At 72.6% G+C, this 14,635-nt stretch carries 13 protein-coding genes; 4 read left to right on the top strand and 9 right to left on the bottom strand.

Annotation, left to right across the window (positions count from 1 at the left end):
• Positions 1–318: hypothetical protein (locus tag ACWCPW_RS32535; protein ID WP_449765135.1), on the top strand; the 318-nt coding region annotated here is incomplete at its 5' end.
• A gap of 523 nt (positions 319–841) precedes the next feature.
• On the opposite strand, the gene tyrS is transcribed toward ACWCPW_RS32535, so the two are convergent.
• Both tyrS and ACWCPW_RS32525 read right to left on the bottom strand, forming a co-directional pair.
• Positions 842–2,119, bottom strand: a complete 1,278-nt coding sequence (tyrS, locus tag ACWCPW_RS32530) for a tyrosine--tRNA ligase (protein WP_449765134.1) — start codon at positions 2,117–2,119, stop codon at positions 842–844.
• 110 nt (positions 2,120–2,229) lie between these two features.
• Entirely contained in the window at positions 2,230–2,955 is a 726-nt protein-coding gene (locus ACWCPW_RS32525) for a DNA-3-methyladenine glycosylase (RefSeq protein WP_449765133.1), read from the bottom strand.
• A gap of 67 nt (positions 2,956–3,022) precedes the next feature.
• Between ACWCPW_RS32525 and ACWCPW_RS32520 the strand changes: the two genes are divergently transcribed.
• Entirely contained in the window at positions 3,023–3,808 is a 786-nt protein-coding gene (locus ACWCPW_RS32520; protein WP_449765132.1) for a sporulation protein, read from the top strand.
• 34 nt (positions 3,809–3,842) lie between these two features.
• Here the strand turns inward: ACWCPW_RS32520 and ACWCPW_RS32515 are convergent, their stop codons facing one another.
• Positions 3,843–5,360 carry a hypothetical protein gene (locus ACWCPW_RS32515; RefSeq protein WP_449765131.1) on the bottom strand — a complete coding sequence of 506 codons (1,518 nt, stop codon included), beginning with the start codon at positions 5,358–5,360 and terminating at the stop codon, positions 3,843–3,845.
• Positions 5,361–5,495: 135 nt separating this feature from the next.
• Between ACWCPW_RS32515 and ACWCPW_RS32510 the strand changes: the two genes are divergently transcribed.
• Positions 5,496–6,038 (top strand): YbhB/YbcL family Raf kinase inhibitor-like protein, encoded by a 543-nt coding sequence (locus ACWCPW_RS32510; protein ID WP_449765130.1) that lies wholly within the window; start codon positions 5,496–5,498, stop codon positions 6,036–6,038.
• Between the two features lie 256 nt (positions 6,039–6,294).
• On the top strand, positions 6,295–6,822 hold the full coding sequence (locus ACWCPW_RS32505) for an HNH endonuclease (RefSeq protein WP_449765129.1): 528 nt from the start codon (positions 6,295–6,297) through the stop codon (positions 6,820–6,822).
• Between the two features lie 119 nt (positions 6,823–6,941).
• Here the strand turns inward: ACWCPW_RS32505 and ACWCPW_RS32500 are convergent, their stop codons facing one another.
• The 6 genes from ACWCPW_RS32500 to ACWCPW_RS32475 all read right to left on the bottom strand — a co-directional run bounded on the left by ACWCPW_RS32500 (position 6,942) and on the right by ACWCPW_RS32475 (position 14,583).
• Positions 6,942–8,429 carry a peptidase MA family metallohydrolase gene (locus tag ACWCPW_RS32500; RefSeq protein WP_449765128.1) on the bottom strand — a complete coding sequence of 496 codons (1,488 nt, stop codon included), beginning with the start codon at positions 8,427–8,429 and terminating at the stop codon, positions 6,942–6,944.
• 1 nt (position 8,430) lies between these two features.
• Entirely contained in the window at positions 8,431–10,338 is a 1,908-nt protein-coding gene (locus ACWCPW_RS32495) for a hypothetical protein (protein ID WP_449765127.1), read from the bottom strand.
• A 228-nt stretch (positions 10,339–10,566) separates the two neighbouring features.
• Entirely contained in the window at positions 10,567–11,454 is an 888-nt protein-coding gene (locus tag ACWCPW_RS32490; RefSeq protein ID WP_449765126.1) for a metallophosphoesterase family protein, read from the bottom strand.
• Between the two features lie 124 nt (positions 11,455–11,578).
• Complete coding sequence (locus tag ACWCPW_RS32485) at positions 11,579–13,090, bottom strand: cobyric acid synthase (protein ID WP_449765125.1); 1,512 nt, start codon at positions 13,088–13,090, stop codon at positions 11,579–11,581.
• 88 nt (positions 13,091–13,178) lie between these two features.
• The gene (locus tag ACWCPW_RS32480; protein ID WP_449765124.1) at positions 13,179–14,147 is read right to left on the bottom strand and encodes a cobalamin biosynthesis protein; all 969 of its coding nucleotides are present in this window, start codon (positions 14,145–14,147) and stop codon (positions 13,179–13,181) included.
• Positions 14,148–14,394: 247 nt separating this feature from the next.
• On the bottom strand, positions 14,395–14,583 hold the full coding sequence (locus tag ACWCPW_RS32475; protein ID WP_395862751.1) for a DUF1272 domain-containing protein: 189 nt from the start codon (positions 14,581–14,583) through the stop codon (positions 14,395–14,397).
• Positions 14,584–14,635: the final 52 nt, after the last annotated feature.

The raw sequence follows: 14,635 nt of genomic DNA, 5'->3' as shown, positions 1-14,635 counted from the left end.
TTTGGCGTTGACTTTTGGCACGCTGTTGAGTTCTCAAGGAACGGACGCTTCCTTCGGTGCGGAATCAACCGCGCCCTCCGGGCGTTTAACGTTCAGGTGTTTCAGTTTTTCGTACTGTTCTTCGTGTTTCGTTTTCGCGTTTCCAGCCTAGCACACCGTTTCGGCGGCTTTGCTTTCCTCGCTTTCGGCGTCCACCGCGTTTCCGCGTTTTCCGCCTCCCGGACTCTAGCAGATCTTCCGACCCGCTTTTCGTCCGTTGTTTCGTGCTTTCCGCTTTCGAAACTCTCGTTTCTTCCGCTTCCGGCCCGTCGAGCTTAGCAGACCCGTTTTCCCGCCTCGCCCGACCTCGCTTGATCACTCTCGCGATGTCGGCGGCCGGCGAGCCGCGCGTCGTGCTCCGGATCTCTCCGGTGCTCGATGCTTCAACTCTAGCAGGTTTCCCCGATAAAGCCGAATCGCATTCCGAGAATGCGATTCCCAGTAATAAATGGCAGCACAAATAAAACCCCCGGAATTTGGATGATCAAATTCCGTGCGCTTCACAAGGGCTGTGTTGATCACTGGTTACACTGGGTCACACCCACGGAGACACCACAGGGACGGAGCGGCCAAAGGCCGTCCGCTTCCGGATGGATCGTTGGGGTGTGAGTCGCGGTGGGATCGGCCATCGCGCCGGTGCTGAGGGCGCGCCTGTCCGGATCTCCCGAAGTTGCGACTCGTACGAGTTTAAACCACCCTCTTGGACGGGTCAAGCCGGTCCCCTATACCCAGTGGAACGGGTCGGGAACCGGCTCGACGAGTGAACCGTCGGGGTGACTGACGGTGCATCAACTGCCTTGTGTCAGGCGGTGATCTCCGCCGCGGCGAGGTTGCGCTTGCCGCGGCGCAGGAGGGCCCAGCGGCCGTGCAGCAGGTCGGACGCGGTGATCACCGCGTCCTCGTCGGTCACCTTGGCGTTGTTGAGGTAGGCGCCGCCCTCCTTGATGGTGCGCCGGGCGCCGCCCTTGCTCGGGGCGAGGCCGGTGGCCACCAGGGCGTCGATCACCGTCGGGCCCTCGGGGAGTCGTGCGCTGGGGAGTTCGGCGACGGCGGAGCGCAGGGTCGGCTCGTCGAGTGCGGTCAGGTCGCCCTGGCCGAACAGCGCCTTGCTCGCCTCGACGGCCGCGGCGCACTGGTCGGCGCCGTGGACCAACGTGGTCAGTTCCTCCGCGAGGGCGCGCTGGCCGATTCGGGCGGCGGGGCGTGCCTCGCTGTCTCGTTCGAGGGTCTCGATCTCCTCGCGCGAGCGGAAGCTGAAGGTGCGCAGGTAGCGCGAGACGTCTCGGTCGTCCGAGCCCAGCCAGAACTGGTAGAAGGCGTACGGCGTGGTCAGCTCGGGATCGAGCCAGACCGTGCCGCCCTCGGTCTTGCCGAACTTGCTGCCGTCGGCCTTGGTGAGCAGGTTGGTGGTCAGCGCGTGCGCCTGGCCGTGCGGGTCGTTGCCGGTGATCCGACGGATCAGGTCGAGGCCGGCGGTGATGTTGCCCCACTGGTCGCTGCCACCGATCTGGAGCGTGCAGCCGTACCGCTTGTAGAGCTCGACGAAGTCGTAGGACTGGAGCAGCACGTAGCTGAACTCGGTGTAGCTCATGCCCTCACCGGAGAGGCGGGAGCGCACCGTCTCGCGGGCGAGCATCTGGTTGACGCTGAAGTGCTTGCCGATGTCGCGCAGGTACTCGACGATGCCGAGCCGCGCGATCCAGTCGTGGTTGTTCGCCATCACGGCGGTGTTCGGGTCGGTGCCGTCGAAGTCGAGGAACGCGGAGAGCTGGCCTCGGATCCGGTCGGTCCAGGCCTCGACGGTGGCGACCTCGTTCATCGCGCGCTCGGCCGAGGGCTTGGGGTCGCCGATCAGGCCGGTGGCGCCGCCGACCAGGGCGATCGGGCGGTGGCCGAAGAGCTGGAGTCGGCGCAGCGTCAGGACCTGGGTGAGGTGGCCGACGTGCAGGCTGGCCGCGGTCGGGTCGAACCCGCAATACGCCGTGACGGGACCGTCCGTGAACGCCTTCTTGAGCGCGTCCTCGTCGGTGGTCTGGGCCAGCAGGCCCCGCCACCGCAACTCGTCGACGATGTCCGTCACAGTGCCTGGTCTCCTCGATCGATGCCGATGTGCGGCATGGGGGGTGCGGCGTGTGCCGCGCGTGCGGCTGATGCAGCCGTTACAGGGTGCCCGACGGTCCGCCCTCGGCGCTAACCGCTTTGCCGGGCCGCGCCGGCGTCCGGGTCGGCGACGGACTCGGCGGCCGACTCGGCGGCCGGCTCGGCGGCCGGCTTGGTGGTGCGCTTGCGTGGCTGGTGGGCTCGGTACGGGCTGACCGTCGGGTCGCCCACGATGTGGAAGCGCCAGGGCTGGGTGGCTCCGCCGCCGCCGACGCCGGTGCGTGGGCCGGTGCGGATCTCGGCGCGGGCGGGGGGTGTGCCGTACAGGACGCGGATCGGGCCGGCGGGGTCGCAGACGTCGGTGCCGTCCTGGGCGCGGTCCAGGGCCATCGCCATGGCCAGGCGGGCGGGGCCGGCCGCGAGGTCGGTGTCCTTGCGGGAGGTGGGTCGACGGGCGCGGGCCGGGGCGCTGCCGGTGATGATCTCGCCGCCGCGCAGCAGTACCCCGGACGCGCGCCCGGGCGGGCCGCAGACCAGGTTCGCGCAGTAGTACATGCCGTACGTGAAGTAGACGTACAGGTGGCCGGGCGGGCCGAACATCGTGGCGTTGCGGGCGGTTCTGCCGCGGTAGGCGTGCGAGCCGGGGTCGTTGGCGCCGTCGTAGGCCTCGACCTCGGTCAGTCGTAGTTCGACCGGGCCGGCCTCGGTCTCGTGCGCGAGGGTTCGACCGAGCAGGTCGGCGGCGACGGCCAGGACCGGGCGGTCGAAGAAGGAACGCGGCAGCGGCTCGGTCGGGTCGGCGGTGGGGGCGCGCATGACGAGCCAGCTTACGGCCGGGCGCGCGTGATGGAATGGGCCGCCGGACGATCATCGGGGAGGACACATGGTTTTCAAGAAGCTGATGGCGAGCATGGGCGCGGGCGGCGCCTCGGTCGAGACCGAGCTGCACGGTGCGCACACCACGCCGGGCGGTGTGGTCGAGGGACACGTCCGGATCCAGGGCGGCAAGGTCGACCAGCGCATCGAGGGCCTGTACGTCGGGTTCCAGGCGGTCGTCGAGGTGGAGACCCAGGACGGCGAGCAGCGGCGGAACGTGGAGTTCGGCCGGCAGCAGATCGGCGGCGAGTTCGAGCTGCGCGAGGGCACGACGCACGACGTGCCGTTCCGGCTGCCGGTGCCGTGGGAGACGCCGCTGACCACGTTCCGCGGAGTGCAGCTCCGCGGCACCACGGTCGGGGTGCGGACCGAGCTGGCCATCGATCGGGCGATCGACAAGGGCGACCTCGACCCGGTCTCGGTGGACGCTTTCCCGGCGCAGGCGCTGATCCTCGACGCGTTCGGGAACCTGGGCTTCCACTTCAAGGCCGCCGACCTGGAGCAGGGGCACATCCACGGGGTCGACCAGCGGCTGCCGTTCTACCAGGAGATCGAGTTCGCCCCGCCGCAGGCGTACGCGCGCGGCATCAACGAGGTCGAGCTGACCTTCGTGTCAGCCGAGCACGCGACCGAGGTGATCCTGGAGATCGACAAGAAGGGCGGCGCGCTCTCCGGGGGGAGCGACGCCATCCGGCGGTTCACCGTCGATCACGGTACGGCGCAGCAGACCGACTGGAACGCCTACCTGCACGGCTGGTTCCAGGAGCTCGGTCAGCGCCGCGGCTGGTTCTAGTCCGCGCGGTACGGGGCGGGCGGCGGCCCGGGGGTCAGGCGTCCAGGAGCGCGCGGACCCGGGTCGCCCAGTCCGCCTCGAACTTGGCCCGGGGCAGACCGGTGGCCTTGGCGAGCGCCGCGTCCACGGCGGCGGGCGCCGGGTCGGCGTAGACCGCGGTGACGAAGCCGTACACGGCCAGGCTGCCGCCGAGTTCCTCGATCCGGCGGATCGCGAGGTGGGCCAGTTCGTACGCGGCGGCGTTGGCCACGGTGTCGGCCTGGTACAGCTCGTTGTCCGTGGGCAGCTTGCCGGTGAACCGGTTCGTGGCGACGTAGGTCCTGGCCTCGTACAGCTCGTCGGTGCCGAGCAGGGTGCGTCCGCGCAGGGCGAGCCAGTCGGCGAAGCCCTCGACGACCCACACGGGTTGGTCCTGGTTGGGCACCTCGGTGCGCAGCGGGGTGACCAGTGCGTGGGCCATCTCGTGGCGCAGCAGTTCGCCCAGGCGTCGGGGGTTGGGCGAGGTGAACCAGCCCGAGGTGGTGTCGAGCACGATCCGCGAGCCGCCGAAGCGGCCCTTGTCGGCCGGGTCGATCGTGCGCAGCGCGTAGGTGAGGCCGGATTCCTCGCCGTGTTCGCCGGTGCGCCCGCCGTACAGCCGGTAGAAGGTGTCGCGGTCGGCGACCGGGACGATCACGAAGCCGGGGGCGGTGCCGGGTGGGCCGCCGTCCGCCCACGTGTCGATGTCGGCGCGCGCGGCCTCCTCGGCGTCGTCGGCCAGTCGTTCGGCGCCGGCGGCGGTGGTCGGGTCGGCCAGCACCACGACGTGGTCGCGGCGGACCACGGTCAGGTCGGCCTGGTCCCAGGGCGCGGGGTAGTCGCGGGCGTACGCGTAGCCGGCTCCGTCATAGGGGGTGCCGTCGACGGCCTCGATGACCAGCGGGGCGCCGGGTTCGGCGCGGACCACGGTCCAGCGGTAGCCCTCGCCGACGGTCGCGGTGTCGGCGGCGGAGATGCGGTGGTCGAAGGACACGTCCACGTAGGCGGTGATCCGCTCGCCGGCCCCGGGCATGGTCTGCACCGTCTCGACGCGGTAGCCGAGGTGGTCGAAGGCCACTCGGCCGAGGTTGTGGAACAGCCGCTGCTGGCCGCTGACCAGTTCGGGGATGTCCGGGTCGAGGTCGGCGGTGAAGCCCTGCGCGTCCCGGCCGATCAGCGCCTTGGTGCGGCGGCCGACCAGTTCCTGGATGTCGGAGTTCGCGATCGTGGGCCCGTGTGCGGGGGCGACCGGTGTCGCGGTGCCCGGGCGGGGGCCGCCCATCGCGCCTTCGGCGCCGCGCGGCTTGGCACTGCCCGGGCCGCTGAGGGTGACACCGAAGACGATCAGTGCGACGAGCGCCAGTACCAGCGCGGTCAGCGGCGCGGCGAGCCGGCGGACGGCGGATCGCGGCCGGCCCGGTGCGGGCCGGGGTATCGCGCCGTCGGCGCCGCCCGCCCGATCGACGGGCTCGGCGGATATGCCCGATGAGGCGTCGTCGGCACAATCGCCGGTGTCGTGCGTCGGCTGGGTCACGCCGGATGCCTCCCCCCTGTTGGCGCGAGGATACCTACGTGATCTTCGCCGGTTTGCCGGACGGTGAGAATAGGCTCGTCCGGACGAGGCGCCCGGCAGGCGGCCGGGTGCCGGTGAGCACGAGCGGAGTCTCGCGTGACCGAGCCCATCAAGCCCTCGATGCCCTACGACTATCTGCCCGAGAAGCCGTCCTTCACGGTCACCAGTGGGGACCTGAGCGATGGCCTGACCCTGCCGACCGCCCAGGTCAGTGGCGTGATGGGCGCGGGTGGCCAGGACGTGTCGCCGCAGCTCTCCTGGTCCGGCTTCCCGGCCGGCACCAAGAGCTTCGCGGTGACCTGCTTCGACCCGGACGCGCCCACGCACAGCGGGTTCTGGCACTGGGTCGTGGTGGACGTCCCGGCGGACGTCACCGAGTTGGCGAGCGGCGCGGGCGCGGCCGACGGCAAGGCGCTGCCCTCGGGCGCGTTCCACGTGCGCAACGACACCGGCGGCCCGGGCTACGTGGGGGCGGCGCCGCCGCCGGGGCACTATCCGCACCGGTACGTCTTCACGGTGCACGCGCTGGACGTGGACGAGCTCGGCGTGGACGAGAGCGCGACGCCCGCGTTCGTCGGCTTCAACCTGTTCTCGCACACGCTCGCGCGCGCGGTTCTGGTCAACACGTACGCGCGGTGATCGCCGCGCGCCGCGGGCCCGCCGTTCACAAACGGCCGGCCCGGCGCGGATTCCCGTCCGGTAATTGCGTTGTCCCGGTGATCGATCAAAAGGCACAGTGGTCGAGTTGTCCGTACTGACGGTTCGTCGAGTCGAAGGGTGCGCATGAGCGTCGCAGCACCGCCCCAAAGCTGAGCGCGTGGTCGCGCCCGGCCGGTTCGGTGCGCGTCCGGGTGTGCTCGCTTCTCCCCTCGTCGACCAGGTGAGGGGAGGTCGCATGCGGGAGACGTTGGTGCTGAACGCGACGTATCAGCCGCTGGCGACGGTGTCGTTCAAGCGCGCGCTCGTGTTGGTGTTGCAGGAGAAGGCGGTCGTCGAGCATGTCGATCCCGGCCGGGTGGTGCGGGCCTCGACTCTCGAGTTGCCGCTGCCGAGGGTGATCCGGTTGCTCAAGTTCGTCCGGGTGCCGTTCCGACAACAGGCCGCTTGGTCGCGCCGGGGCGTGCTGCTCCGGGACAATCGGCGCTGCGCCTACTGCGGTGGGCGGGCGACCACGGTGGACCACGTGCTGCCGCGTTCGCGTGGTGGCGCGGACTCGTGGCTGAACACCGTCGCCGCGTGCGGGAGCGACAATCAGCGCAAGGCGGCCCGGACGCCGGTCGAGGCCGGGATGCGGTTGCTGTTCCAGCCGTACGAGCCGTCGGCGACCCGGGCGCTGGTGCTCGCGTTCGGCGTGGCCGACGTCGAGGGCGCGCAGTGGCTCGCCGAGCCGGTACGGCCGCCGGTGCTCGCGATGGGCGCCTGATCGGTCGATCGGGTGGGTGACGAGACGTGCGGGCCGCCGGGGGTTCTTCACCCCGGCGGCCTTCGGCGTTTCGCGGCGTCCCAGGGGTGCTTCGGGTGCGCGGGTGGCGGCCCGGGGCGTCAGACCGTCTTGCGGACCCAGGCCGCCCAGTCGGCGCGGAGTCGGTCCGGGGTGTTGTCGAAGGCGGCGGTCAGGGCTTCGTCGACGGAGTCGTACCGGCCGGTGACCACGTCCGTGTAGAACGTGCAGACCCGTTCCGCGCCGTAGGTCCGGGCCAGGTAGCGCAGCATCAGGTGGGCCAGGTTGTAGGCGTTCTCGACCCGGTCCTCGTCGGTGGTCTCGAAGTCGCTCTCGGCGGGCAACTCGCCGGTGAAGCGCCCCCGGTCGATCAGTGCGCGAATATTTCGGGTGATCACCGGCTCCAGCGGCCGGTCGGCCTCCGCCTGCCAGTCGGCGAACCCTTCGGCGAGCCAGGTGGGCAGGTCCGCGCCTCGGGCCGGCCGGGACAGCGGGGCGACCAGGGCGTGGGTCATCTCGTGCCGGAGCAGGATCGGCGCGAAGGCCGGGTCGCCCGCCAGTTGCCCTTCGTCCACCACCATCCGCACGCCGCCGATGGGCCGGTCGGTCCCGGGCATGCCCAGCGCGTAGCCCGCCGCCCAGTCCTGCACTTCGCCGCTGTTGTACAGCTTGTCGAAGGACGCCCGCGAAGAGGTCAGCACGAGCGCGAAGCCGGGTGAGGTGCCGGGGCCGCCCTTCCACGCGCCGAGCGTGTACACGGCGGCGCGTTCGGCCAGGTCCGCGTTGCGGCGCAGCGCGGCCGGGTCCGCGCCGGAACCGATCAGCACGACGTGCGGGCGCCGTTCGACCCGGATGTCCCACAGGTCCCACGCGGCGGGGTACCCGGCGAAGCCGGACGTGGTGTCGGCGTCGGCCGCGCCGTCGGAGCCGACGAGGGTGCACGGGTCCTCGGGGCCGGCGCAGCGCGCCTTCCAGAGGTAGGTCTCCGGGACCGGGCCCAGGTCGACGCCGGTGATGGCGTGCTCGAAGGCGACGTGCGCGGTCACCGTGACCGGCCACGCGGCGGCGGTGCCGGCGTGCTTCGGGTCGGAGCCGTCGGCGGTGACCGCCTCGTCGGTGCCCAGGACGCGCCAGCGGGCGGTGTCGAACGGGAGCTTGCGCAGGTTGCCGAAGAGTCGGCGCTGACCGTCGAGGAGGGCCTTGTCCTGCTGGTCCACGCCGGCCAGGAAGCCCGCCTCGTCCCCTCGTTCGAAGGTTGTCGAGCGGTTCGCGGCGAGGTCCCGCATCCGGGCGGACACGCGCGAGTCGATCCCGTTCGGGGTCGGGGTCGCGGCGGCGCCGGGTGCGCCGGGTGCGCCCGGGACGCGGGGGGCGGTGCGGTCCGGGAGGCGGCCCGGCGTGGGCCGGTCGTGCTCGAGCACCCGTTGGGCCGTGTCGAGTCCGACCAGGCGACCGCCGGCCGACACCGCGCCGACGACGAAGGACAGCGAGAGCAGGGCGCCCAGCAGGGCGACGCAGATCGCCCACGGTCGGGACCGGCGCGGCTCGACGGCGTCCGGCCACGGCCCGGACGGGTCGCCCGAGCGCACGTCAGCCCACCTTGGTCTTGACGTACTTGGCCCAGTTGCCCTCGAAGGTGTCCCGGTCCAGACCGGTGGCCTCCTTGAGCGCGGCGTCCAGGGCGGTCGGGGTGGAGTCCCGGTACACCGCGACGACGAAGTCGTCGGCCTTGGCGGCGCCGTACTTCTCCGCGATGTAGCGGATGGCCAGCATGCTGTAGTGGTAGCCGACCGTGGAGGTCTTGGCGTCGGCCGAGTTGATCTCGGTGTCGGTGGGCAGCTTGCCGGAGAACTTGCCCGCCCGGACCTGCGCGCGGGCGTCGGGCTGGAACCACTCGGCGAGCGAGAGGTCTGTCCAGGCCAGATACTCGGCGAAGCCCTCGGAGACCCACAGCGGCGGCCCGCCGCCGCCGCGTTCGAACTCGGCGACCATCGCGTGCCCGAGCTCGTGCCGGATCAGGTGCGTCTGCTGCTCGCCGTCGCCTTTGCCGAACATCTCGTCCGAGCCGTCCAGGGTGATCCGGCTGCCGGCCATCGGCTGGTCGCCGCCGGTGGGGCGGGCGGGCGGCATCGTGCGGCACACCCCGGTGACGTTGGGCAGGTCGTTGCCGGACAGCGCGCGGGTGAAGGTGTCGTGGTCGGGCGTGATGTAGATGACGTAGCGCTGCGGCGTGATGGCCGGGCCCTTCCACGCCGCCAGGTTCTTCTTCAGCGCGCTCTCGGCCCGATCGGCCCAGGCGGCGCCCTTGCTCTTGTTCTTGGCCGGTACGGCGAGCAGCACGTGCGGGCGTTCGATCAGCGCGAGTTCGCCCTCGTCCCAGGGCGCGGGGTAGGCGTTGCCGCCGCCTCGGGTCGAGCCGCCGGTGATCTTGGTGATCAGCAGCGGTGCGTCCACCGCGGCGCGGGAGAGGGTCCAGATGTAGCGCTCGGCGATCGGCTCGCTGTCCACGCCGGTGATCTGGTGGGCGAACACCACGTTCACGTCGCGGGTGAGCGGGCCGGCGTCGGTGCCCGGGTCGATGGCCGCGTTCGGTGGCCGGAACTCGACGCTGGTGAACGGGAAGAGCCGCAGGTTGCCGAACAGCCGACGCTGCGCGGCCACCAGTTCGGTGGCGGCGGGGTCGATCCCGGCGACGAACGCGTCGGCGTTGCCGGACTTGAGGGCTTGGGTGCGGTTGTCGGTCAGGAAGGCCACGTCGGACGTCGCGATCCGGGTGACCGGCGGCTTCTTGTCCTCGGGTTTCGCGGAGCTCTCGGCGTCGTTCCGCTCGGCGATGGGCGTGGTGGCCGGGGAGGAGGGTGTGTCGAAGACGCCGCCGACGGCGAGGGACGCGAGCAGCGCCACGATCGCGGCCACGCCGCCGACCGCGGCCAGCCGACGCCGGCGGGTGTTGCGGCGCTGCTGGTCGGCGGGTGGGACGTACGGGAGGGGGCCGAAGAAGCCGACCTGGGTGGGGAACTCGGGTGGCGCGAGGCCCTGCGGCGGGCCGTGGGGGGTGCCGGCCGGCGGTGCGGCGGGCCAGGGGGGCGCGGCCGGTAGGGCGGGCCCGGTGTGCGCGGGCTCGGCCGGTGTGCGCGGGGATGGCGCCTCGGCGGGGATGGCGCCGGTGGCGGCGTCGAAGTCGCCGGCGGATATCGCCTCCGGCCGGGCTGCGGAGATCGCGTGCGCGGTCGAGCCGGCGGCGGGCGGCGGCCCGGCGGTCGTGGACTCGCCGGGCTTCGGCGCGGCTTCGGGTCGGCGCGGCTCGGGCGCGGCGGGATTCGTACCGCCGGCCTCCGTCGGTGCGGACGGGTTCGCGGACGGGCGTTCGGACATCCCCATGTCCCGGCGCCCGGGCCGCTGTTCGTGTTCGGCTTCGGACTCGGTGGGTCCGTTGGTCGAAGCGTCGGCCGGCGGGTGTGTGCCGCCGTCGTTCGCGTTTTTGGGCATGTCGGACATGCCAGTCCTCCCCTGGACCGCCGGTCCGATGATTCCGCCCCCGGCCCCGGATCGGCGATCCGATCATGTGTTCGCCGAGGTTATCGACGTGCCCGGACACCGTCGGCACGGGGTCGGCACGGGGTCGGCACGCCGTGGCGCGCGGTGCTCGCGGGTGGTCGGCCGGCCCGCGACCGAGCCCCGAGCCGACGGCTCGTAGCGGTCTCGCACGTGGTGGTGAGCGGTCGGTCAGGAGGCGGTGCCCGCCTCCACGGCGCCCGTGTCGGGGGTCGGGGTCGGGTCGGACAGGTCGAGGACGTGCCACGAGTCGGGGACCAGGTAGCCGGGCACGTCGTAGGAGGCCATCGGGTCCGCGGCCAGACCCTCGACGCGCGTGGACGAGCCGTCCGGGTGGGCGAGTTCCTCGGTGTAGCGGAAGTGCAGGTGGCCGTGCGCGGCCAGGGCGGGGCGGTAGGCGTCCACGAGGCGCTGGACGCGGCGCTGGTTGGGCAGGCAGCGCGGGTCGCCCTTGCGGTTGAACCCGGGCGCGGTGCGCAGCGGTTTGTCGTGCGTGAACAGCACGTCGACGGGCGAGGGGTCGGCCAGCACCGCGTCCGCGTCGGCGTCCGTGGCCTCCTCCTCGGGAAACCACAGGGCGCCCGCGAAGTCCGGCACGTCGGCGGGCGGGCGGCCCGCACCGAGCCGGAAGCCCTCCTTGCGCAGTGCCCTCTCGTACCGCCGACGCTCCTCCGCGAGCCGCTGTTCGCGGTCCAGTGAGAGCGCGCCGCCGAACGCGAGGAAGTTCCTCCCGTGCCAGGACCAGCGGTGTCCGCGCGGCGCGTAGCGCACCCGGGTGCGCACGATCACGAAGCCCTGCTCGTCGCGGTCGTCGCCGTAGGACTCCATCAGCAGCGAGGTCTTGTCGTGGTTCCCGTCCAGGAAGTACACGTCGATGCCGCGCGAGCGGGCCGAACGGTTGACCGCGTCCAGGTAGCGGACGCCGGACGCCTCGTGCTCCCAGTAGCCGAAGTCGCCGAGCTGGAAGATCAGATCGACGTCGAGCCGCGCGGCTGCGTCGAGCAGCCGCCGAACGTGCCCGGTGTTGCCGTGCGTGTCACCGGCCAGCAGGATCCGCATCGTGAGCCCCCGCCCTTCCACCCCGTTTTCGCGTGCGCGTACGCCCGCCCCCGAGGTCCATCATCGGTGATCGGGCGGCGACCCGTCCGGGGTATTTCCCCATGACTCGGGTCTGGTGCGCGCCCTAGGCGCCGGGAGGTACGAACGGCAGGCCGGGCGGCGCGCCCGCGGTGATGAGGCGGTCCACCGCGGCGTTGTCGAGGTGGTCGGCGACCAGATCGCCCAGCGCGTCCAGGCGGCTCTGCCGGGCCGCCTCGAACGAGGTGTCCGGCGACACGACGAACCGACGGCCCGTCAGCTCGGCCGTCCGGGCCAGGTAGGCGCGGCGGAAGCCGTCGTTCTCCAGCGCGCCGTGCCACAACGTGCCGGCCACCGCGCCGACCCGACAGCCGTCCAGCGCGTTGCCGTCGGCGGCGGTGAACAGGGGCTCGCCCGCCTCGACGTCGACGACGCCGTGGTGGATCTCGTACGCGCTCACCGGCTCGCCGTCGGCGAAGCCGCGTGGGCGGGCCAGCGTCTTGGCGGCGGCGAAGCGTACCCGGACCGGGAGCAGACCGAGCCCGGGCACGGTGCCCGCGCGGCTCTCCACGTCGTCGTGGATCTCGTGCCCGAGCATCTGGTAGCCGCCGCAGATCCCGAGCACGGGCCGGCCCTCCGCGGCGCGTCGGGCCAGCGCGGTGTCCAGGCCGCGCTCGCGCAGCCAGGCCAGGTCGGCGACGGTGGCGCGGGTGCCGGGCAGGACCACCAGGTCGGCGTCGGCGATCTCGCCCGGTGTGCTCACGAACCGGACCACGACGCCGGGTTCGACGGAGAGCGCGTCGATGTCGGTGAAGTTGCTGATCCGGGGCAGCCGGACCACCGCGACCCGCAGCACGTCCGCGCCGAGCGGCGGTTCGGGGGTGCCGCGGTCGGCGTCCAGGGCGAGCGAGTCCTCCACGTCCAGCCACAGGCCGCCCAGGAACGGCAGCACGCCCAGGACCGGACGCCCGGTGAGTTCGCGCATCCGGCTCAGCGCCGGGTCGAGCAGCCGGGCGTCGCCGCGGAACTTGTTGATCACGAAGCCGCAGACGAGTTCCTGGTCCTCGCGCGAGAGCAGCGCGAGGGTGCCGAAGAAGGACGCGAAGATGCCGCCCCGGTCGATGTCGCCGACCACGAGCACCGGCAGGTTCGCCGCCCGGGCCAGGCCCATGTTGGTGATGTCCCGGTCGCGCAGGTTGATCTCGGTGGGGCTGCCCGCGCCCTCGCACACCACCACGTCGTAGCGCGAGCGCAGGTCGGCCAGCGACTCGAGCACGGCCTCGAACAGACGCGGCTTCAGGTCGCGGTAGTTCAGCGCGCCGACCTCGGCGATCGGCTTGCCGAGCAGCACGACCTGACTGCTCATCAGCCCACCGGGCTTGAGCAGTACCGGGTTCATCACCGCCTCCGGCTCGATCCGCGCGGCGGCGGCCTGCATCGCCTGCGCGCGTCCGATCTCCGCGCCGTCGGCGGTGACCATCGAGTTGAGCGACATGTTCTGCGCCTTGAACGGCGCGACCTTGACGCCCTCGCGCGCGAGCCGTCGGCACAGTCCGGCGACCACGACGCTCTTGCCCGCGTCGGAGGTGGTGCCGGCCACCAGGAGGGCGCCGTTCATCGGGTTGCCTTTCGGGTGCGCGGTGCCGTGCGGCCGGCGACGTCCCGGCCGAGGTCGGCGGTGGGGTCGACGATCGGCGCGGCGCGGGTCATCGAGCCGTCCCGCGGGTGCGCCGGGCGGCGCGGGCGGCGACGACGGCGACGGCCAGCGCCGCCGCGGCCAGGCCGACGGTCGCGGAGAGCCGGTTGGCGCGGTCGATGTCGGTGGGGCTCGGCGGTGGGCCGTCGCCCAGTCGCGGGCGGTCCTCGGTGCGGCCGGCGTAGACGTTGCGACCGCCCAGCGCGACGTCCAGCGCGCCGGCGGCGGAGGCCTCGCAGCGGCCCGCGTTGGGGCTGGGGTGACTGCCGCCGTCGCGGCGCAGCACGGCCCACGCGCGGGCCCGGTCGCCGCCGACGACCGGGGCGGCGGCGACGGTGAGCAGGCCGGTCAGACGGGCCGGCAGCCAGTTGGCGGCGTCGTCCAGGCGGGCCGAGGCCCAGCCGAAGTTCTCGTACCGCGGGGTGTGGTGGCCGACCATCGCGTCGAGGGTGTTGATCGCGCGGTAGCCGAGCAGGCCCGGGATGCCCGCGACGGCGCCCCAGAACAGCGGGGCCACGACGGCGTCGGAGGTGTTCTCGGCGACCGATTCGACCACGGCTCGGGCGATGCCCTTGTCGTCCAGGCGGGCCGGGTCGCGGCCGACCAGGCGGGGCAGCGCGTCGCGGGCGGCGGACAGGTCGCCGGCCACCAGCGGCGCGGCGATCAGTCGGGCCTCGCGACGCAGGGTGGTGCCGCCCAGGACGGCCCACGTGCAGCCGGCGGTGACCGCGACGGTCGCGAGCGGTCGGCCGGCGACCGCGCGGCGCAGCCCCAGGCCGAGGGTGGCGGTGGTACCGACGCACAGCGCGGTGTAGGCGACCCCGCGCGCGCGGTCGTCGGCGTGCATGGCCCGTTCCAGCCGGCCGGCCACGGTGCCGAAGCCGGCCACGGGGTGACCGCGCCGGGGGTCGCCGAAGGCGGCGTCGAGGAGGACGCCTGCGGCGAGGCCGACGGCGGTGGAGGTCGCGTGCGCGGGCATCCCGGCATCGTTTCACGCGGGCGTGACGTCACCTCGACGGGGTGCGACGACCGGGCGGCGCCGGGGCTCGGGCCCCGAGACGCCCGGGCTCGAAGACGCCTGGCTCCAAGACGCCTGGGGTTCCGGGTCCGGGCCCGGGGTCGGGGTCCGGGAGTCGGGGTCCGGGAGTCGGGTCCGGGGTCGGGTCCGGGGTCCGAGGCCGAGGCCGGGGTCCGGAACGACGCGGCCCCAAGCGTGGGTCGAGCGGCTACCCCAGCGCCGGTTCCGCGCGGCGCGGCCGGGGCACCAGTTCGCCGCCGCAATTGGGGCACGTGTCGTCCATCGTGGCACTGCACGGTTCGCAGAAGGTGCACTCGTACGAGCAGATCCGAGCCGGGCTCGTCGCGGCGAGCGCCACGTCGCATCGTTCGCACTGCTCGCGCATCTCCAGGGCCATCGGGCCGCCTCCCCGGTAGTGCCGTTCGGGAGGATCAGGGTATCCGGAGCGG

The sequence above is a fragment of the Embleya sp. NPDC001921 genome, assembly GCF_053594475.1.
The sequence above is the reverse complement of the archived record's forward strand: the minus strand, read 5'-3'. Positions and strand labels throughout refer to the sequence as shown.